The organism is Sphaerothrix gracilis Ecp01, assembly GCF_030405905.1.
GTDB lineage: Bacteria > Cyanobacteriota > Cyanobacteriia > Phormidesmidales > Phormidesmidaceae > Sphaerothrix > Sphaerothrix gracilis.
In genome coordinates this window covers 64,126-86,675 of sequence record NZ_JASATW010000025.1, presented here as the reverse complement: position 1 = coordinate 86,675, position 22,550 = coordinate 64,126, and the positions used below count along the sequence as shown (strand labels likewise).

Here is a 22,550-nt window from a genome sequence, read left to right as displayed (position 1 = left end):
AGAAGCATCTGAACCAAGGCCATCTACAGCTTCAGAATCTGATGCGGCCTCAGAACCAGATACTGATAGCCAAGCAGATACTCAAACTACTTCAGAGCCAGAAACGGATTCCTCTGCTGCCAGTGACACTGCAGATGATACGACTGCTCCAGCATCAGGCAGCTCATCAGAAGATGCAGCTGAGCCAAGGCCCTCTACATCGCCTTCACCCTCTCGTCCGGCTGCCGAATCGCCGCCCCGGCCTGCGGCTCCTGCTGAACCCGCTTCTCCGCCCCCGGCAAATCCGGCACCTGAGCCGACGCCGCCCCCGGCCCAGCCTCAACCCGCTGCGCCACCGCCGACCCCTGCACCGCCGCCCCCTCAGCCCGCGCCCCAGCCCGCACCACAACCGGCACCACCGCCCCAGCCCGCGCCGCCACCAGCATCCTCTGGTGAACCAACTGCTGAGTGAGTTGGGCTGTTGCCGCTAAAGATCTATATTGAGCAGATGTACCAGTTTTGCCTCCCTATCCGGCCCCCTGATCGGGGAGATTAGCCTCAACCTGGCGTAAGGGGCGAGTTCTAAATCCTACTATTCCAACCAGCAGGGTGGCTAAACCTGCCATCACATAGAGCAAAGACATACCCGCGCCAGCGCCAGTGCCAAACAGAGGGCCAAAAATAGGCGCCAGCGCCCCATTTGGCTGCATAGCAGGCTCAAACAGCCTATCAGCTAAAGGCCCAGCCATCAGCGCCGTAAAGGTACTAATCGTAATGCCGATTAAATGATCGGCAGCAAAAACTCTCCCCTGCAAGCTGGGAGGGATTTTGGCATACCAGATGGCATTGCTGGAGCTGAGGAGAATCGGAAAATTGATGAATGTATAGAGGCGAGCCAGAATCCAAACTAGGGGCATTGAACCCAGTCCGACCACTATCTTGCCAATCCCGGCACCCGTAAAGCCGAGGAGCATACCGCGAATTCGAGGCCGAAAGCCGTTCCAAAGGCTCATCAGTCCGCCTCCAATCAGTCCGCCCGCCCCAGCGGCCATCGAAACGCCGCCTAAGATCAAAGCACTGCCCTCAGTACGGGCCAAGATCATGGGCTTAAACACATATTCACCCAGCTGATGAAAGAACCAGAAGCAGGAAAAGGTCAGCGTTAGGAGTCGCAGGTTGGGATTTTGCCAGATATACCGTAGCCCAAACGTCAGCTTATGCCAGAGCGGCGCAGAGTTCTCTGCATCCGCCGGGTCAGAGTCAGGCTGAACTGGCTGCGGAATATGAACAACGCCCAAAGTGGCGATCGCAACGAGGGCGGTCAGAATGTCGATACTGATGATACCGCTCAGCCCTATCAGCGGATATAAAACACCGGCTAATCCTGGTGCAAGGATAGTGGCGCTGTAATTCACCATCGTTCGCATCGCCCCAGCTCTGGCAAGATGCTGCTTGGGCAACATCAGAGCAATTGAGGCCGAATAGGCCAAATTTTGGATCTGAGAAAAGCAAGTTTGTATCGCCACAATCATGTACAAATGCCAGATTTCTAGCAGATGCGTCATGTACAAACCAGCGACAAAGACAGTGCTGAGTAGAGCACCCGTATCACCGAGAATCATCAGCCGCTGGCGATTAAACCGATCGACTAGAATCCCCGTTGCTAAAACGACAAACATCAGCGCCAGTTCTGAGAAAAAGCCGAAGAGGGTCAGGGTGGTGGCTGACTCAGTGCGTTCCCAGATCCACAGAATGAAGGCAAAAACCGTCATGGCGCTGCCAATCGTCGAAATCATCTGACCGCACCAGATGAACGTAAACGTTTTCATAGAAGTTGTCAGATAATTGCAACCGACTGCCAGCAGGAAGCTAGGATGGCGGCTCGTTGACTAGATACTGGAATAAATCGTTGAGTACTTCGTGGGCCGCTAAAATATCTAGCCCGCTCCACTCCCAGAGATTGACGCGATAAACCTGATCCTGCTGCACCACTTCTAGGGTTTGCCACAGCGGTTTTTGCATTAGGGCTTCCTGATCGCGATCGAGATCGTTGCCGCTTTTAGGAATAAAAAGAACGTCGCCATCAATGCTGTCAATGCGCTCTGGAGAAAAGGCGAGTCTGCCACTGGCGGGTGCGGCCACATCCTGGGCCGGGGGACGATGTAGGCCAACATCCTCTAGAACGCTGCCTGGAAATGAGTTTTTGGCTTCTGAGTAAAGGCTACCGCCCAAAGCATAGGCAATCGAAATTTCCTGTTGCAGTCCCTGTTCGCCTAGCTGCTGCCGCAGTTCATCGACGCGGTGAGAATAGTCCTGTAGCAGTTGTTGAGCTTCTGATGTTTGATCAAATACCGCAGCTATCTCTAGGAGAAGCTGCTGCCAGTTGCTGCGATCGCCTAGCTCAAACAGCACCGTCGGCGCGATTTCCGACAGTTGCGGATAAATTGACTGATGCTGCTTTTTTAAGCCGAGAATCAGATCGGGACTGAGCTGGGCGATCTTTTCCAAACTGGGCTGATTGTCGCTGCCAACCCATTCAATCCCGTCTACTGCATTTTCTAGATAGGGCTGCAGGTTAATACCCGCAAACGCCTCATAGGTTGCTGTGCCCACAGGCTCAATATCCAGCGCCACTAAGTTAGCCAAAGCAGGTAGAGTCAGTGTGACTACGCGATCGGGGGATAGGGGCACACAGCTCTCCCCCATAGCGTGTTGCACCGGGCGGCAGTTTGCGTCCGTAGAGGCAGTGGAATCTACCTTGGGAGCGGCATCGGGGTTGCAGGCCGCAATGGCAAAAACTGCCAGGATAAACAAGAGGACATAAGGTATACGCCTCAGCGCTAGCGGCTGCCAGCCTAAAACCCGCTTGAGGCTCTGACGCACTGGGGTCAAAAGGCGTAGCTTCAGAACTGCCATGATACGCTTCCCACTACTGTCAAAGGTTCTCCAGCTACAATTTCTAGGTTATTGCCGCTGCGGGAGGCTTCAAAGTAGTCAGTGTTGAACAGGTTTTGCAAGTTGAGCTGAAATCGAACCTGTTCACGCTGGTAGTAAACCATAGCATCACTGCGAACATAGGAGGGGAGTTCAAAGGTGTTATTGAGATCACCTTCGCGATCGCCGACAAAGAACAGTCCCAAGCCAAATCCTAGCCCTGCCAAATCACCCTGCTGTAGTTCGTATACGCTCCACAAACTTGCTGAATGTCGGGGCACATTGAACAACTGATTTCCCTCATCAAACACCTCATCTTCAGTAATTTCAGCGTCAGTGAAGGTATAGCTGGCAATAATGCTCCATCCAGGCAGAATTTCGCCCTGCAGATCTAACTCCACGCCTCGGCTGCGCTGTTCCCCCGTTTGAATCTGAAACAGGGAGTTACTGGGATCCGCCGTCAGTACGTTATTACGGGTTAAGTCAAAGAAGGCTAAGGTGGCAAACATCTGGTCGTTTAAAAGATTCGCCTTGACCCCCACCTCATACTGAGTTCCTCGCTCTGGCTCAAAGGTTTCTCCGGTTGCGGTTTGCCCAGCCTGAGGCGTAAACGAGCGCGCATAGCTGGCGTAGAGCGAGACATCTTCGCTAGGCTGATAGACCAAGCCCACGCGAGGACTAAAGGCTTCATCTTGCTGGAATTCATCTGTACCTGCAAGCCTGTCGCTGACCTCACTACCGGCAATATCAAAGCGTCCGCCTAAAACCAAAATCAGGTTGTCGCTGAAGGCAATTTGATCCTGCACGTACAGCCCCAAGGCATCAGTGCGGGTAAATAGGTCTTGTCTCAGCACCTCAGGACCGATGAAATTCGGCACGTAGACCGGCTCAAAAATGTCAATCGGAGCAATGAAGTTAGCCACAAAGCGATCGGTGGCCGTCTCGCGGGACAGTTCAGCCCCAAGCAACAGCGTATGGTCGATAGAGCCGGTGCTGAATTTGCCGGTGACGCTGTTGTTGAGCGTATAGCTGTCTCGATCGGTATCGACATCAACCAAAGCCCGCAGCAAGGTACGCTGATCTAAGCTGGGACACAAAAATGCTAGAAAGCCTACGTCGGGACACAGACCCAGCGGGAAAACGATCGTGTTGGTTAACTCTCGAAAGAAGCTGCCGTTGAACTCGTTGCGAATTGACCAGTTGTCGCTAAAATCGTGCTCCAGCCGATAGCCAATGCGGGTGACCTGCTCCTCCACTTCGACTAAATCCGGCTCACCCAGGTTGACGTCTAAATCAATTTCGCCATTGGGATTGTCAATGACGGTGCCAACTGCGGGCAGAGCTGGGGCGTTTGCCGAGGTGTTGTTTCTCAAATAGCTGGCTTCTAAGGTGAAGGAGGTGTCGTCGTCAATTTGCCAGGACAGGACCGGAGCAATGAAAGGCCGCGAATCTATCTCTTCAAAGTCAACAAAGCTACCGCCAAACTCAACGGCAGCATTCAGCCGATAGAGCAGCGTTTCGCTAGCGTTTAGGGGGCCAGATAAGTCAACGGCGGCTCGATGTAAGCCGAAGCTGTTTAAGCGATATTCCTGTTCATAGAACGGTTCGCTCAGCGGCTGCTCTGTGACGACATTAATCGTACCGCCTAGATCTCCGAGGCCGTACAGGACAGAGGCAGGGCCTTTGAGGACTTCTACTTGCTCAACATTGGCCAGTCCTATCCCTAAATCGCCAAACGTGGTATCGCTAAGACCGTTGATCAGAAAGTTATCACTGTTGAAGCCTCGAATAATGACTGCGGTAACGGGCGATCGCGCCGATGCGAAAGAAGGCTGTACACCGCTGACGTTGCGTAGCGCATCATTTAGCGTGATTGCCGCCTGATCATCTATGACAGCCTCCGGCACAACCTGGATAGATTGGGGAACTTCTAAAATGGGGGTATCTGTTCGAGTGCCAACTGCCGCCTCGGTGATGGTGTAGTCTTCCTGCTCGCCCGTAACGGTGATTTGAATCGCCTCTTCAGGCGCGTCTGCACTGGGCGTACCGGGTGTTAGGGCGATCGCCAGTCCTTGAGCCACAACAGTCACATCGGCTTCTGGCGGGGCTTCTGTGCCGGTAATTGCAACTCGGATTCCCGTTGCCGTTGCCGTTACGGCTACAAAAGCAATCCCTGGGGCCGGACCAGCCGCCTGAAACTGATCTTGATCCGGCAGGGCCAAAATAGCGTTGGGAATATCAGCAATTAAGGCATTCTCAACCGTGGTGAAGCTTGGGGCTGAAAGCGAGTCTGTCGCCGTCTCTAGAATCAGTTCGATGCCAGTTTCGGTTTGAGCTAGCCGCACAGCCGTCACCGTCACCGGAGATGGATCTGTCTGTGCTACCTGGACTTCACCGAAATCATTGAGCTGAGCTAGATCTGCGCGCGAAGCGGCCTCATCAGGACGCACATCTACATCAAAGGAACCAGACTGAGAAATCTCTTGGGCCAGAGCCGGTCGGACGGCAGCGATAGAGGCTACGGCCGTCAGCCAAACTGACCAGAACATCAAAGAACGCTTCAAAACTCTTCCTCACAAAACACTAGAACACGCAGGGATAACCCCATCTCGTTAATGCAGGGGGCAACCGAAAGTAAAATTCAGATTACTACAGTTGCTAAACTTTCTCATCAAAAAGCATAAAATTCGCCAGTCTTGCTAGTTTCTAACGAGAATATTTCTTAACAGTTTTAATCGCGAAAGGCTGAAAATTGTCGACTTTAAGCGGGCTATAGCCAATATAAGCTCTGACTTACTCTCGATAATCAGTCTCGATATCAGCTTGGACTCGAAAATATCTTTTGATCACTATTGCAATCTATTCTTGTTACTGATAGCCTGACCTTTGTGCGAGTTTTGATGAGTTTTATTCGCAATTCGCGAGTTCGCCCCTGTTCTGTCAAGGGTTTCTAGTTCCTGAACCAACCCATTTCAGGAATAAGAATTTTAAGGTTTGAGGATTCAGCGTGTACTTTCAAGATTTAAGCCCTCGGCATCTGTCAGAGGGTCCACCAGCCAGTACGATAGACGACTTAGTGCGATCGCGCTCAGAGCGATCGCCCGAAAGCATCGCGTTTACCTTTTTGGCCGACGGCGAACAGGAAAGCGAGCGGCTGACTTACAGCGTCCTCGATCAGCGCAGCCGGGCGATCGCGGCGCAGTTGCAAAGTCAGTTCGCCCTGGGAACGAGAGCCTTGCTGCTCTATCCCCCAGGACTCGACTTTATTACTGCTTTCCTCGGCTGTCTCTATGCCGGGGTTGTAGCTGTCCCCGCCTATCCACCCAAATCTAAGCGTCAGCAGAAGATGGCGCGTTTGCAGTCAATTGTGGCCGATTCACAGGCGGCGATCGCGCTGACGACTACAGAGCTATTGGCCGATATTCAGGCTTGTTTGCAGGCTGCCGGTCTCGGCAATCTGACCTGTATTGATACCAATGCGATCGCGGCTCAGTTGGCCTCAGACTGGCACGCTCCAGACTCAACTGCCGATACGCTAGCTTTTTTGCAATACACCTCTGGCTCAACGGGCGATCCGAAGGGCGTGATGGTCAGCCACGGCAACATCATGCATAACCTGAGCTATATTCACCAGGCTTCTAAACTGACTTCCGACAGCGTGTCCGTCTCCTGGCTGCCCAGCTTTCACGATATGGGCCTGATCGACGGCATTCTTCAGCCCCTCTACAGCGGCTACCGGGGTATTTTAATGCCTTCAGTGGCTTTCATTCAGCAGCCTATTCGATGGTTGCAGGCGATTTCTGACTATCGAGCCACCCACTGCGGCGGGCCTAACTTTGGCTATGACCTGTGCGTACACAAAACAACCCCTGAACAGCGGGCCGCGTTGGACTTGAGCTGCTGGACTCAGGCTTACGTCGGGGCCGAACCGATTCGCAAACAGACGCTAGCAGCCTTCATCCAAACCTTTACCCCCTACGGTTTTCAATCCCGGTTTTTCTATCCGTGCTACGGCATGGCGGAATCGACTTTGATGATTTCAGGCGGTGCAGTTAGTCAGGAACCGGCTTACTGCACCGTTCAGGCTGAGGCTTTAGAGCAACATCAGGTGATTGAAGTGCCGCCCCTCGATCCTTCAGGTCGAGATGTGGTGGGCTGCGGTCAGGCGCAGCTAGAAACACAGATTGCGATCGTCCATGCCGATACCCGAAGGCGGTGCCAGCCGCATCAGGTCGGCGAGGTGTGGGTGGCAAGTCCGAGTATTGCCCAGGGCTATTGGGGACGTCCCGCTGAAACCGCTGCCACGTTTGGCGCTTACATTGCTCCCACTCAGGAGGGACCTTTTTTACGCACGGGCGATTTAGGCTTCATGCGGGCAGGGGAGCTGTTTATCACCGGACGCCTCAAAGACCTGATTGTTGTACGAGGACGCAATCACTATCCCCAAGACTTAGAACTCACTGCTGAACAAAGCCATCCGGCACTGCGACCGAGCTGCGGCGCGGCGTTTGGGATTGAGGTAGGCGGAGAAGAACGGGTCGTCCTGGTGCAGGAGGTCGAGCGCAGCCATCTGCGTTACCTCGATGCTGATGCCGTCATCAGTCAGATGCGGCAGGCGATCGCGCGGGAGCATGATCTAGAAGTCTATGGCATTGCCCTGCTCAAACCCGCCAGCATCCTCAAAACCTCAAGCGGCAAAATTCAGCGCCGGGCCTGTCGTGCCAGCTATCTCGCTGGAGCGTTAGCCGTCGTCGCCAGTCATACGCTAGCCGATGCTGACGGGCGATCGCGCCCGCCCCTGGCCACTGCTTTTGTCGCCCCTAGAAATCAAACTGAGCACACCATAACCGCACTTTGGCAGGACTTGCTGAAGCTCGATCGCGTTGGCGTGTATGACAGCTTTTTTGAGCTAGGGGGAGACTCCCTGCTCGCGGCTCAGCTCAGCGAGGTGCTCAGCGCTCGCTTTCAACGAGATTTTTCGGCCATCGATCCGTTTGAATATCCCACGATTGAGGCCTTGGCCCGATACCTAGACGCCGCACCAAATCAATCTGCAAAATTTTCGCAAATTCGTAGCCGAGCGCGGCAGCAACAAGGCGCGATCGCGGCTGAAAAACGCGCCTCCATTCAAAGAAGACAAAACCGTCATGGTTAATTTAGCAATGTCAGATACGAATCAGGCTGCAGCCGCGATCGCGGTCATTGGCCTTGCGGGTCGATTTCCGGGCGCAGACACCGTTGCCCAGTTTTGGCAGCATCTCTGTCAGGGTAAAGAGACAATTACCCGCTTCTCCGAGGCAGAGCTGCGGGCGGCAGGCGTGGATGCGACTCTGCTGGCGCGGCCCAACTACGTCAAAGCGGGCGCTGTCCTGTCAGATGTTGAAACTTTTGACGCGGCCTTTTTTGGTTTTACCCCCAGAGAAGCCGAGCTGATGGACCCGCAGCATCGCCTGCTGCTGGAATCTGCCTGGACTGCCTTAGAAGATGCGGGTTATCCGCCCCCGGCTACACCAGCAGTCACCGGCGTCTTCGTCGGCTCCAACCTGAGTCACTATCTGCTGCAGCATCTGGCGTCCCACCCTGAGCTGTTGCAGTCTCAGACTTTAGAAGCGCTGATCAGTAACGATAAGGATTACCTGGCCACTCGAATCTCTTATCTGCTGAACCTCAAAGGCCCCAGCCTCAGCGTGGGGACAGCTTGCTCAACCTCTCTGGTGGCGGTGCATCTGGCCTGCCGTAGTCTGCTGGGCTATCAGTGCGATATGGCGATCGCTGGCGGTATTTCGCTGCAGAATCTGCGATCTGAGGGCTATCTGCATCAGCCCGGCAGTATTGCCTCACCGGATGGACACTGCCGCGCCTTTGACGCTCAGGCTGAAGGCACGGTGTTTGGCAGCGGCCTGGGACTGGTGGTGTTAAAGCGGCTGGAGGAAGCCCTGACCGATGGTGATCATATCTATGGTGTGATCAGGGGATCGGCTATTAATAACGATGGGGCCGAAAAAGTCGGGTATACCGCGCCCAGCGTAGAAGGTCAGGCCGATGTGGTGGCTGAAGCTCTGGCGATCGCGGAGGTTGACCCCAGCAGTATCAGCTATATCGAGGCCCACGGCACCGGCACAGCGCTGGGAGATCCGATTGAAATTAAGGCTTTAAACCGCGTCTTTCAGCCCAGCTCTGTGCCGACTCAGAACTGCGCCATTAGCTCAGTCAAAACCAATGTCGGTCATCTGAATACGGCGGCTGGCATCACCGGACTGATCAAAACGCTGCTGGCGCTGAAACACCAGCAGATTCCGCCGAGCCTACATTTTCAGCAGCCTAATCCCCATATTGACTTTGCCAACAGTCCTTTTTACGTCAATACCCAACTGAGAAACTGGCAGTCCAACGGCGCGCCTCGTCGAGCTGGCGTGAGCTCTTTTGGCATCGGCGGCACCAATGCCCACGTCGTTTTAGAAGAAGCCCCTCCCCGCGAATCGGCTCAGCCGTCTCGCCCCTGGCAACTGCTGCTGCTTTCTGCCAAGACCGAAACGGCTTTAGATACGGCAACGGCTAACTTAGCCACGCATTTGCAGCAGGCATCTGATCTCAACCTGGCAGATATTGCCTACACCCTGCAGGTGGGTCGCCCAGCCTTGGCCCATCGGCGGCTGGTCGTTTGCCAGTCCGCTGATGTAACTGCTGATGTAGCCTCAGTCCTAGAATCCGCTGAGCCGCCACGGGTCTTGACGGGGCAAACCACCGGAGAGCACCGGGCGATCGCCTTTCTCTTTCCGGGGCAGGGGACGCAGTATCCCGGCATGGCCCAAGAACTATACGACAGCGAACCCACGTTTCGGGCAGTCGTCGATCAGTGCTGCCAGTTACTGACGCCTAAGTTAGACATAGACCTGCGAGAGATTCTGTTTTCCAGCAATTCAGCTAATTACGCCCAACAGCTAAACCAAACTCGCTGGGCTCAGCCCGCTCTCTTTGTAATTGAGTATGCCTTAGCAAAACTGTGGATGGGTTGGGGCATTCAGCCCGGTGCCCTGCTGGGTCACAGCCTCGGTGAACTGGTGGCGGCCTGCTTGGCGGGCATCTTTGCGCTCGAAGATGCTTTAAAGCTGGTAGTGCTGCGAGCAGAGCTAATGCAGCAGTGTCCTACGGGGGCCATGCTGTCAGTGCCCCTTTCCGCCGCAGCGCTGCAGCCCTGGCTGAGTTCAGAAATCACCCTAGCGGTCAGCAATGCGCCGTCTCTGTCGGTTGTCTCAGGCCCTGAAGCCGCGATCGCCACCCTCGCCGCTGAGCTGGCGACCCAGGGGACTGAAACTCGCCGCTTGCACACCTCTCACGGGTTCCATTCTCCCCTGATGGAAGCTGCCGTTCGGCCGTTCGTGGCCGCCGTCCAGCAGGTATCTCTGCAGCCACCGCAAATCCCCCTCCTCTCCAATGTGACCGGGACTTGGCTAACGGATGAAGAAGCCACCGATCCGCACTACTGGGGGCAACAGTTACGGCAGCCGGTGCAGTTTGCCGCAGGCATCCACAACCTGGTACAGGGCTCCAGCCAGATTCTGCTAGAAGTCGGCCCCGGACGCACGTTGACCACTTTGGCCAGGCAGCAGGTGGCGGCAGAGCAACTGCTCCTAACGTCACTGCGCCAGCCGCAGCAGGCGGTATCTGACGGTGAGTATTTGTTGCAGACGCTGGGACAGCTCTGGTTAGCGGGCGTGGGGATTGACTGGTCAGGCTTCTATGCGCACGAGCAGCGGCAGCGCCTGCCCCTACCCACCTATCCGTTTGAACGGCAGCGCTACTGGATTGAAGCTGGGCCAGCCTCGCAGCCGACTGGCCATTCGCTCGCTCGCAGGTCTGAGGCAGACTGGTTTTATCTACCGTCGTGGCGGCGGGCCCAACCCCTTACCCAGCTGCCGCAGAATGCAGAGTCATTCTGCTGGCTGGTATTTTTAACTCCAGATGCTGCCTCGCTAGTCGAGCCGCTGCTTCAGCCCCTGGAGCAGGCCGGACAAACGGTGATTCAGGTAACGCCCGCAGCCGAATTTACCTCACTGGGCGATCGCCAGTATGGTCTTAATCCCAATCAGCCGGAAGACTACGAAACGCTGTTGCAAACGGTGATGATTCGTCACGCCACGCCGCAGCGGGTTTTGTATGGCTGGAGTCTAGCGTCTGCGGGGGCTGAAGCTTTTCTGGCTGATGCTCATACGGCTTTTTATAGCCTGATCTCGCTGACCCAGGCGATCGCCAAACACTTAGGACATGTCTCATCCCTGCAAATCAACGTGCTGACCTGCGGCCTGCATGACGTGGTGGGTACCGAAGCGGCACCGCCAGAGCAGGCTGCGATTCTGGGAGCCTGCAAGGTAATTCCCCAGGAATATCCCCACCTTACCTGTCGCCATCTCGATTTGGACGTTGGGCCACCGACAGCCACTCCCCCCCCACCGCTGCTGGCCGAGCTGCTGACTGCGCCCACAGACCTGACGGTGGCCTATCGCGGGCCTCACCGCTGGCTGCAAACCTTTGAGCCGCTGCCGTTACCATCAACGCCTGAGGCGTCACGTTTGCGGCGGGGCGGAGTGTATCTGATTGCTGGTGACTTAGTCAACGGACTGGGGTTTGCGATCGCCCAGGCTTTAATTGAAACCTGGCAGGCTCAGATTGCCCTGGTGGGGCAGAGCGGCATCCCGGAGCGGCACCTGTGGCAGCAATGGCAGACCTCCCATGCCGAGGACGATGCGGTCAGCCGCCGGATTGCGCAGATTCAAGCTTTAGAGCGGGCTGGGGCGCAAATTCTGCTGTTTGAAGCCGAGCTGACCAATGCTGACCAGATGCAGCGGGCGATCGCTCAAATTGATCAGCAGTTTGGCACCCTGCATGGGGTGATCTATACCCCCGCGATTAATGCCGCCCAAGCGGCCCGTTCCCTTGCCGAACTCAATCGGGCCAATAGCGCTGCAGAAATAGAGTCCCGCCTGCAGGGACTGCGGGTGCTGGAACAGGCCCTACAGCATAAATCACTGGATTTTTATCTGGTGCAGTCTTCCCTAGCCTGTGTCCTGGGCGGGCTAGGACTGGCCGCTTATACCGCCAGCTATAGCTGCCTAGACGCGGCGGTCACTCAGCGCTGTCACACCCAGGCAACCCCCTGGTTCTGTCTCAACCGTCAGGCCTGGCATTCAGAATGGGACGCTGACCTGCTCGCCTCCGCTCATCCCGCTGTAAGCGAGCTAGCAATGACGCCGGCAGAAGTGTGGGAGGCCATGCAGCGACTGCTAGCGATGCCGGGGACAGGGCAGGTAGTGGCGTCTACCGCTGCGCTAGCAGCCAGATTAGCGCAAGCAGCCCAGCTGACTGAAACGCCAGATGTGTGGCAGCAGCAGCTGCGATCGCGGACGAGCACCGCTGCCCACACCCGACCTGCGCTCAGCAATGACTACGAACCACCCCAAACCGAGACTGAACAGGCGATCGCGGCTGTTTGGCAAGCGCTGCTGGGTCTAGAGCCGATTGGTCTGCACGACAATTTCTTTGAGCTGGGGGGGCATTCGCTGCTGGCGGTGCAGGTCATTTCCCGCCTGCGAGAGCAGTTTCAGGTAGAACTGCCGCTCAAGAGCATTTTGTTTGGAGCGCCCACGGTGGCCGGATTAGCCCAGGCGATTGCGGCGCAACTGTCCGCACAGGTAGAGACTGTTGCTGCCGATCGGATGGAACAGCTATTAAGCGAAATTGAGAATCTTTCTCCCGCAGAAGTTCAGGCGAAGCTGACGCAGCAGACTTCGCGGGAGTCGGTCAGTCAGGATGCCAGATCATGAATGAGTTTGCTAAGCGGATTGCAGCGCTATCGCCAGAACAGCGAGCCTTATTAGAGCAGCAGCTACAGCGAGCTAGCTCAAAGCCGCCGTCTCCATCCTCCCTGCCGCGCCGTCAAGCGGCGGATGGCCTGCCCCTATCCTTTGCCCAGCAGCGGCTGTGGTTTCTAGACCAGTTCCAGGGCAAGAGCCCGGAATACAACATATCGGCAGCGCTGCGCTTGCGGGGGCAGGTCAACGTAGCCGTTTTAGAGCGAGCCTTTAACGAGATGGTCAGGCGGCACGAGGTCTTGCGCACGAGCTTTCCTGCTATTGCGGGACAGCCGGTACAGGCGATCGCGCCAACGTTGACCCTTCCCCTACGGGTTGTGGATCTGCAAAACCTGCCAGCCCAGCCGCGAAAGTGCGAACTGCAGCAGCTCGCCCAGACAGAACTGCGCTGGCCGTTTGACCTGGCCCAGGGGCCGCTGATGCGCACCACTCTGCTGACTTGGGGAGACGCTGACGCTTGGCTGCTGGTAACGCTGCACCATATCATCGCCGATGGCTGGTGTCGCGGCATCTTTTTGCCAGAGCTAACAACCCTGTATCAGGCATTTGTGCAGGGACAGCCTTCGCCGCTGGCAGCGTTGCCGATTCAGTATGCCGACTTTGCCCACTGGCAGCGGCAGCAGCTTCAGGGTGAGGCCCTAGAGCGCCAGCTTGCTTACTGGCGCCAGCAGCTACAAAACAGTCCAGAGCTGCTAGATCTGCCAACCGATCGGCCTCGGCCAGCCGCGCAGACCTTTAGAGGCACTCGCCATTTTTTCAAAATTCCCCCAGATTTAGTCAAACCGCTCCAAACTTTGAGCCAGCAGCAGGGCGTCACGCTGTTCATGACGCTACTGGCGGCTTTTCAGACCCTGCTGTATCGCTACACGGGACAGACCGACATTCTGGTAGGATCTCCCATTGCCAACCGCACCCACCCGGAACTAGAGCGGCTGATCGGCTTTTTCGCCAATACGCTGGTGCTGCGAACAGACCTCTCTGGCGATCCGAGCTTCATCACGCTGCTGCAGCGGGTTCAGGCGATCGCCCTAGATGCTTATGCCCATCAGGACGTCCCGTTTGAGAAGCTAATCGAAGAGCTACATCTAGCGCGTAATCTCAGCTACAGCTCGCTATTTCAGGTGATGTTTGTGCTGCAGGGCGTGCCGCTAGCGTCTACTGCAATGGCCGATCTGACACTAGAACCCGTCATGGTTGATAGCGGCACCGCTCGCTTTGACCTGATGCTAAACCTATCCCAAACCCCTGCTGGTGGCATTCAGGGGATTTGCGAGTACAACACTGATTTGTTTGATGCCGCTACCATCGAGCGATTTTTAGAGCATTTTCAGGTCTTGCTGAACGGCGTTGTCACCCATCCGCAGCAGCGCCTCTCCGAGCTGCCGCTGCTGTCTAAGACGGCCGCGCGTCAGATGTTGGTGGAGTGGAATGCCACCCAAACCGGCGATGTTCCATCTCCCTATCAGGACTGCCTGCATCAGCTTATCGAAGCCCAGGTTGAGCAGACGCCGGCTGCCGTCGCCCTCAGTTTTGCAGAACAGCATCTGAGCTACCGGGAACTCAATGCCCGCGCCAACCAGCTCGCTCACCACTTGCAACAGCTTGGCGTCGCCCCCGGCACCCTTGTCGGCCTCTGCCTAGAGCGCTCTCTGGAGATGGTGATTGGTATGCTGGCTATCCTCAAAGCGGGTGGGGCTTACCTCCCGCTTGACCCCACCTACCCGACTGAGCGCTTGGCTCTGGTGCTGGAGGATGCCCAAGTGCCGCTGCTGCTGACTCAAGCCCCGCTGCTAGCTGCGCTGCCCGCCCCAACCGCCCAAGTGGTCTGTCTGGATCGGGACTGGCCCACCCTTGCCACTGGTCCCACAAACAATCCCCCAGCGCCGATCACACCTGAGCATTTGGCCTACGTCATTTATACCTCCGGCTCGACCGGCAAGCCCAAAGGCGTCCAGATTCCGCATCGGGCTGTGGTCAACTTTCTAAAGTCGATGCAGCGCCTGCCAGGACTGGCCCCGCAGGATGTGATGCTGGCTGTAACGACCATCGCCTTTGACATTGCGGGCCTGGAGCTGTTTCTGCCGCTGATAACTGGCGCTCGGGGGGTGCTGGCAGACCGCTTGACGGCAGCCGATGGGCCACAGCTAGCAGCGCTAATTGACCGGGCGCAGGCGACGGTGATGCAGGCGACCCCCGCCACCTGGCAACTGTTGATTACGGCTGGCTGGCCAGGTAAGCAGGGCTTGAAGCTGCTGTGTGGGGGAGAAGCACTGTCTCATGCTTTAGCTGAGGCACTGCTACAGCGGTGCGCATCCCTGTGGAATCTGTACGGGCCGACAGAAACCACCATTTGGTCGGCGCAGCATCAGGTCACGGCTGAGCAGCCATCCGCAGCGACCACAGCGATTCCTTTAGGCCGGGCGATCGCCAATACGCAGCTCTATGTACTCGATCGTCACCTGCAGCCAGTGCCGGTGGGTGTGCCGGGTGAGCTGTACATCGGCGGGGCGGGGCTAGCCCAAGGCTATCTCAATCGGCCTGGATTAACGGCAGAGAAGTTTGTGCCAAATCCGTTTACTACCGCAGCGGCTGGTTTTGAGGGAGCAACCTCGGCGCGGCTCTACCGAACCGGCGATCGCGTTCGCTACCGCGCCGATGGCACGCTGGAGTTTCTGGGCCGCATTGACTATCAGGTGAAGCTGCGCGGCTTCCGGATTGAGCTAGGTGAAATTGAGGCGGTTTTGGATCAGCACCCCGGCGTGCAGAAAAGCGTGGTGGTAGATCGCGACGTGCGGGGCGATCGCCGCCTAGTCGCCTATGTCCAGTCTGAGCAGGCCATTGACGTAGCCGAGATGCGATCGCACCTGCGGCGAACCCTACCGGACTATATGGTGCCAGCAGCTTTTGTCTCCCTAGAGGCACTGCCTTTGACGCCCAACGGCAAGATCAATCGGCGATCGCTGCCGGAACCCCAGTGGCAACCCCAAAAGCCGCCGACAACCCGCCCCCAAACGCCAGTTGAAGAACGCCTGGTCCAGATTTGGAGCCAAGTGCTCAACCTGGAAACGGTCGGCATTGACGATAATTTCTTTGAGCTAGGGGGCCATTCTCTCCTGGCAACCCAGGTAATGGCTCAGGTACAGCGTCATTTTCAAGTAGACCTATCCCTGCGCCAACTGTTTGAATCTCCCACAATTGCCGCTTTGGCGATCGCCCTTGAGACCGCCCGACAGGAAAGGGCTCCCCAGGCAGCGTCCTCAATTCCGCCAGTCGGGCGTACTCAGCCGCTCCCCCTGTCCTTTGCCCAGCAGCGCCTCTGGTTTCTGGCCCAGCTTGAACCCGACAGCCCGTTTTATACGCTGCCAGCGACGATCCGGCTTGAGGGGGCTTTGAATATCCAGGCGCTTTACCACAGCCTGCAGGAAATTGTGCGACGTCATGAAAGCCTCCGCACACGTTTTCCCGTTCATCAGACTCGCCCCGTTGTCGAGATTAGCCACGATATCGTTCTGCCCCTGCCCGTGATCGATCTGAGCGCTTTGTCGGCGACAGCCCAAACTGTAGCCCTACAGCAGCAGATTGAATTCAATGCGCGGCAGCCGTTTAATTTAGCGACTGACTGGCTGCTGCGGGTGCGATTGCTGAAACTGAGCGATCGCGATCACCGGCTGCTCATTGCCATGCATCACATCGTCACCGACGGCTGGTCGATTGGGGTACTGCGGCAAGAGCTCACGATACTGTATGCAGCCTATTGCCAGCAGCGGCCCGCTCCCCTACCCTCTCTACCGATTCAATATGTTGATTTTGCGGCCTGGCAGCGGCAATGGCTGCAGGGAGAGCGTCTGACCACTCAGCTTGACTATTGGCAGCAGCAGCTGGCCAATATCCCCGCCGCGCTGTCTCTGCCGGCAGACTACCCGCGTCCGCCGATCCAGACCTTCTGCGGCAGCAGCTACGAGTTCACCCTCTGCCGCGAACTCACAGACAAACTCCAAGCGCTCAGCCAGCAGCAGGGCTGCACCCTATTTATGACATTGCTGGCTGGATTTACCCTACTGCTCAGCCGTTATAGCCAGAGCGACGATGTGGTGGTGGGTTCACCGATTGCCAATCGCACGCGGCCAGAGCTAGAACCGCTCATTGGTTGCTTCGTGAATACCTTAGTGCTGCGCACCGACCTCTCGGAAAATCCCACCGTTAGAGATCTGCTAGGGCGCGTGCGGCAGATGGCTTTAGCCGCCTATGCCCATCAGGATCTGCCCTTTGAACAGCTAGTTGAAGCGATCCAGCCGGAGCGCGATCTTAGTCATACGCCGCTGTTTCAGGTGATGTTTGTGTGGCAAACACCGCCTCAGCCTTTACTGCTGCCAGAACTAGCGGTGGACTTGGTAGCCAGCGATCGCCCCGTTGCCAAATTTGATCTCACCCTGTCGATGACAGAAACCCCGGCGGGATTGACGGCGCGCTTGGAATACAGCACCGATCTGTTTGCCGCCGCCACGATTGAGCGGCTGGCCGGGCATTTGCAAACCGTGTGGACGGCCATGACCGCCCATCCTGACTGGCCCATTGGGGAACTGCCGCTGCTGACCCCGTCTGAGCAGCAGCAGTGGCTACAGTGGAATACCTCCCCGGCATCAGTTCCAGACGGCACCGTCATTGACTGGATCGAACGCCAGGTCAGCCGGACTCCTAACGCCACTGCGGTGATCTATGGCGACCAGCAGCTCACCTACCGCCAGTTAGATCAGCAGGCTAATCAACTGGCCCATTATTTACAGCAGCAAGGAATTGGCCCGGAGCGTTTAGTCGGACTCTGCGTTGAGCGATCGCTGGCGATGGTGGTGGGCCTGCTCGCGATCCTCAAGGCTGGTGGGGCTTACGTCCCGCTCGATCCAACCTATCCGGCGGCGCGGCTGGCCTACATGCTCCAGGACGCTCAAGTGGCGGTCCTGCTGACGCAGCAATCTTGCTTAGCCACCCTGCCGGTTTTACAAATCCCCTACATCTGCCTCGATACTGACCGCGAGGCGGTCGCTCAGTATCCCTCATCCTTCGCTCGCGTTGCCAGCCAACTTGACCAGCTGGCCTATGTCATCTATACCTCAGGCTCCACTGGCCATCCCAAGGGCACCCTGATCACCCAGCGGGGTCTGGCAAACTATCTCCACTGGTGTACCCAAGCCTATGAGGTTGCCCAAGGCCAGGGCACCCTTGTGCATTCCTCCCTTGCCTTTGATCTAACCGTCACCGGATTATTCTCACCCCTGCTGGTGGGACAGTCAGTAGAACTGGTTCCGGCAGCCTGGGGTATCGATGCCCTGGCGATGGCGCTCCGGCAGCGATCGCAGCTCAGCTTAGTCAAAATTACGCCGGCTCAGCTCCAGCTGCTGGCCGAACAGCTGGCCGCCGCTGAAGTCGCCGACTGCACCAACGCCTTCGTGATTGGGGGTGAAAACCTGCTGCCAGAGCATATTGCCTTTTGGCAGCGATCTGCGCCTGCCACGCGGCTGATCAATGAGTATGGCCCAACGGAGACGGTGGTCGGCTGCTGTGTCTATTCAGTGCCACCAGACAGCTCCTATCCGGGGCCGATTCCCATTGGTCGGGCGATCGCCAACACCGAACTTTATGTCCTCGATCGCCACTACCAGCTCGTTCCCAGCGGTGTCGTGGGAGAACTCTACATTGGCGGAGCAGGGCTAGCCCGGGGCTATCTGCATCGCCCTGATTTAACGGCGGCGGCTTTTATCCCTCACCCCTTGAGTCCGGTGCCGGGATCTCGACTGTACAAAACTGGCGATTTGGCCCGCTATCGCCCAGACGGGACGCTGGAATGTCTGGCCCGTCTGGATCATCAGGTCAAGATTCGCGGCTTCCGGATTGAGCTGGGCGAAGTTGAAACCGCTCTGACCCAGCACCCTCAGGTGCGGCAAGCAGTGGTACTGGCCCAAGCCGCTTTAGGCAATAGCCAGCAACTGGTCGCCTATGTCGTTTGGAGAACCGAGGCAGGCACGCCTGCTGATTTGCGGCGCTGGCTAAAAACCAGGCTGCCAGATTACATGGTACCTGCGGCCTTTGTGGCTTTAGAGGGGCTACCGCTGACGGCTAACGGCAAAGTTGATCGCCGCCAGTTGCCTCCACTCACTGAAGCTCAGGCGATCGCCGAGGCTCAGGCGATCGCCCCCCGTACGCCCGTAGAAGAAATTCTGGTGGGAGTCTGGCAGGACGTGCTGCAGCAAGACGCTGTGGGCGTGCAAGATAACTTCTTTGAGCGAGGGGGGCACTCGCTGCTGGCGACGCAGGTTATTTCCCAAGTCCGGCAGACTTTTCAAATTGAAATACCGCTGCGTCATCTGTTTGAATTTCCGACGGTGGCGGAGCTGGCCGCGAGCGTAGAAAGGCAGCGCTTGACGGCACCCGCAGCCAGTCTGCCCCTACAGCCCCGGAATGCCGCTGAGCCGCTACCCCTGTCCTTTGCCCAGCAGCGCCTCTGGTTTCTAGCCCAGCTCGAACCAGATAGCCCGTTTTACAACGTACCGACGGCGGTGCGGCTTCAGGGCGATCTCAATATCCCAGCGCTCCAGCGCAGCTTGGCCGCGATTGTCGCCCGGCACGAGGTTCTGCGTACTGCCTTTGAGTCTCAGGCGGGTCAACCAGTCCCCGTGGTGTCGGCGGCGATGGCGCTACAGGTGCCGCTGATCGATCTCAGGGCACTACCGACCTCGCAGCAAGACCGGGCCGTCAGCGACCTAGCCCAGACGGAAGCTCAACAGCCGTTTGCCCTCAACTGTAGTCCCCTCTTGCGCGTCCGGCTGGTGCAGGTGCAGCCCCAGGAGTATGTGCTGCTGCTCACCCTGCATCATATTATCTCGGATGGCTGGTCAATGGGCGTACTCATCCAGGAGCTAGCCGACCTCTACGAAGCCTTTTGTCAGGGGCGGTCTGCGCCGTTGGCCGACCTGCCGATTCAGTATGGAGATTTTGCGGCTTGGCAGCGGCGGTATCTGCAAGGCGATCGCCTAGAGGAACAGCTCGCCTACTGGCAACAGCAGCTTGCCGGCGCCCCCCCAGTCTTGGAGCTACCCTATGACCATCCCCGACCAGCGCTGCAAACGTTTCGGGGTGAGCGGCATATCTTTACCCTTTCTACCGCTCAAGCCCAGGCTTTAAAGCGCTTCAGCCAGCAGCAGCACTGCACCCTATTCATGACGCTGCTGACGGCGTTCCAAATCCTGCTGTCTCGCTACAGCGGCCATGAGGACATCGTGGTGGGCTCTCCCATCGCCAATCGCAACCGGGCCGAAATTGAAGGGCTAATTGGCTTTTTTGTGAATACCTTAGTCCTGCGGACTGACCTGTCAGGCCAGCCGACTGTGCAACAGGCGCTGCACCGAGTGCGCGAGATGGCCCTGTCCGCCTACGCGCATCAAGATTTACCGTTTGAGCGTCTCGTAGAAGCCCTGCAGCCAGAACGCAGCCTGAGCCATTCGCCGCTGTTCCAGGTCATGTTCATCTGGCAAAATGCGCCCACCGCAGCGCTGGAGCTACCCGGACTCACCCTGAGTCCGCTAGAGTCGCAAACTCAAGCGGCCAAATTTGATCTGACCCTGTCTCTGCGCGAAACTGACGCTGGGATCAGCGGAGCCTTGGACTACAACTGCGACCTGTTTGAGGCGGCCACCATGACCCGCTTAGTGGCCCACTGGCAGCAAATTTTAGCGGCTATGGTAGCGGCCCCCGAGCAGCCCATCAGCCAGATTGACCTGCTGACGTCTCAGGAGCAGCGGCAGATCCAGGCGTGGAACCAAACTGAGGCGATCTACCCCGAAGCCTGCCTGCATGAGCTGGTAGCGGTACAGGCCGCCCAGACGCCGGATGCCGTTGCGCTGCGCTATCAGCAGCAGCTCCTCACCTACCGCCAGCTCAACGACCGCGCTCATCAACTCGCCCACCATCTCCGCGATTTAGGGGTTCAGCCAGGCCAGCGGGTGGGCATTTCTCTAGCGCGATCGCCAGAGCTGGTCATTGCCCTGCTGGCCGTTCTACAGACAGGCGCGGCTTATATTCCCCTTGATCCCAACTATCCCCTGGCCCGCCGTCGCTTCATTCTCGAAGATGCCGGGATTGCGGTGCTGGTGACGCAGCAGCCTGAAGCCATAACCGCGCTGCCGCCCAATACTCAAGTTGTGTGCTTAGAGCGCGATCGCCCCCTGATTGAACGGGCTAGCCCAGAGCCGCTGCCAGCCCTAGCCACGCCGGAGGCCCTGGCCTATGTCCTGTATACTTCTGGCTCCACGGGCAAACCTAAAGGGGTGCAGGTGCCCCACCGCGCCGTAGTCAACTTCCTGCAGTCAATGCAGCGCACGCCGGGACTCTCGGCCCAGGATGTGCTGCTCTCGGTGACGACGATCGCGTTTGATATTGCTGCCCTAGAGATCTTCCTGCCGCTGATCACCGGAGCCCAAGTCGTGCTAGCCGATCAGGCAGTAGCAGCCGATGGCCGACAGCTTTCTGCCCTGATGGAGACTGCTCAGGCCACCGTCATGCAGGCAACACCCGCCACCTGGCAACTACTGATTGCCAGCGGCTGGCAGGGCGATCGCCCGTTGAAGCTGCTGTGTGGTGGGGAAGCGCTGCCTCGCCCCCTAGCCAATGCCCTGCTGGAGCGAGGCAAGACTCTGTGGAATCTGTATGGCCCTACGGAAACCACCGTTTGGTCCGCAGTGCATCCGGTGAGTTCTGGAAAGTTCTCGGCAACCGACCAAGAGCAGCCGACGATTCCGGTGGGGCGGCCCATTGCCAATACCCAGTTCTACGTGCTCGACCAGCAGCAAAAAACAGTTCCGGTTGGGGTGCCGGGCGAGCTGCATATTGGCGGGGCAGGTGTTGCGTGGGGATATCTGAACCGGCCTGATTTGACAGCTGAGCGGTTTATTCCCAATCCGTTCCAGACGGCAGATTCACTCCCACAGTTTTCCAGGCTTTACAAAACGGGCGATCGCGTGCGCTATCGGTCTGACGGCACGCTGGAATTTCTAGGCCGGATGGATCACCAGGTAAAAATTCGCGGCTTCCGCATTGAGCTGGGCGAAATTGAGGCGCGACTGCTGCAGCACAATGCCATTCGCACTGCGGTGGTGGTGGCGGATGCTACGACAGGTGATCAAACGCTCGTGGCCTACCTGGTACGGCATCCCCAAGCGGCCCTAGAGCTAGAGGAACTGCGTGATTTTCTCAGTCAGACCTTGCCAAGCTACATGGTGCCGTCTGTCTATGTGTCGCTAGAGGCTCTGCCCCTCACGCCTAACGGCAAAGTCGATCGGCGGGCGCTGCCGTCGCCGCAGCCGGAGACGCGGCTCGGTACTGGCCAAACCTACGTGGCGCCGCGTAACCAGCTAGAACAGTCAATCGTTCAAGTCTGGCAGCAAATTCTAGAGCTTGAAACCGTTGGCATTGACGATAACTTCTTCGATTTAGGCGGTTACTCCCTACGACTTGTGCAGGTGCAGAGTCAGCTACAGCAACGCCTAGCGCTTGAGTTTCCTCTACTTGACCTATTCCGCTATCCCACTGTGGGTTCGCTAGCGGCCTTTTTGAGTCAGCGGGGCGCTGCAGTTAATGGCGAAACTGACGCCAAGACAGACCGCGATCGCAGGCAGCAGCTCCGGCAGGGTAAAGACCGACTGCGACAGTTTCGCCAGCTCAGCCAGTTCCAGCCTTAGCTGCCAGCGGATTAAGTCGCCATTCCTCTATATCAACCAC

Annotated in this window: 7 protein-coding genes; 3 read left to right on the top strand and 4 right to left on the bottom strand. The window is 57.4% G+C overall.

The genetic code is table 11. The features are described 5' to 3' along the window. Positions 1-194: 194 nt before the first annotated feature. The 4 genes from QJQ48_RS22120 to QJQ48_RS22105 form a co-directional block, all read right to left on the bottom strand. A complete protein-coding gene (locus tag QJQ48_RS22120) occupies positions 195-440 on the bottom strand; it encodes a hypothetical protein (protein ID WP_346293423.1) in 246 nt (81 codons plus the stop codon). Between the two features lie 66 nt (positions 441-506). Continuing rightward, positions 507-1,808 carry an MFS transporter gene (locus QJQ48_RS22115; protein ID WP_346293422.1) on the bottom strand — a complete coding sequence of 434 codons (1,302 nt, stop codon included), beginning with the start codon at positions 1,806-1,808 and terminating at the stop codon, positions 507-509. Between the two features lie 40 nt (positions 1,809-1,848). Then, positions 1,849-2,895, bottom strand: coding sequence for an ABC transporter substrate-binding protein (locus tag QJQ48_RS22110; RefSeq protein ID WP_346293421.1), 1,047 nt, complete (start codon positions 2,893-2,895; stop codon positions 1,849-1,851). Beyond that, positions 2,883-5,477 carry a TonB-dependent siderophore receptor gene (locus QJQ48_RS22105; protein ID WP_346293420.1) on the bottom strand — a complete coding sequence of 865 codons (2,595 nt, stop codon included), beginning with the start codon at positions 5,475-5,477 and terminating at the stop codon, positions 2,883-2,885. The genes QJQ48_RS22110 and QJQ48_RS22105 overlap by 13 nt, the downstream gene beginning before the upstream one ends. A 443-nt stretch (positions 5,478-5,920) precedes the next feature. Here QJQ48_RS22105 and QJQ48_RS22100 point away from each other — a divergent pair, with 443 nt between their 5' ends. From QJQ48_RS22100 to QJQ48_RS22090, 3 genes are read left to right on the top strand one after another with little or no spacing between them, the layout of a single operon-like run. Beyond that, positions 5,921-8,068 (top strand): AMP-binding protein, encoded by a 2,148-nt coding sequence (locus QJQ48_RS22100; protein WP_346293419.1) that lies wholly within the window; start codon positions 5,921-5,923, stop codon positions 8,066-8,068. A 7-nt stretch (positions 8,069-8,075) separates the two neighbouring features. Further along, the gene (locus QJQ48_RS22095) at positions 8,076-12,734 is read left to right on the top strand and encodes a type I polyketide synthase (RefSeq protein ID WP_346293418.1); all 4,659 of its coding nucleotides are present in this window, start codon (positions 8,076-8,078) and stop codon (positions 12,732-12,734) included. Next, positions 12,731-22,510, top strand: coding sequence for a non-ribosomal peptide synthetase (locus tag QJQ48_RS22090; protein ID WP_346293417.1), 9,780 nt, complete (start codon positions 12,731-12,733; stop codon positions 22,508-22,510). The genes QJQ48_RS22095 and QJQ48_RS22090 overlap by 4 nt, the downstream gene beginning before the upstream one ends. Positions 22,511-22,550: the final 40 nt, after the last annotated feature.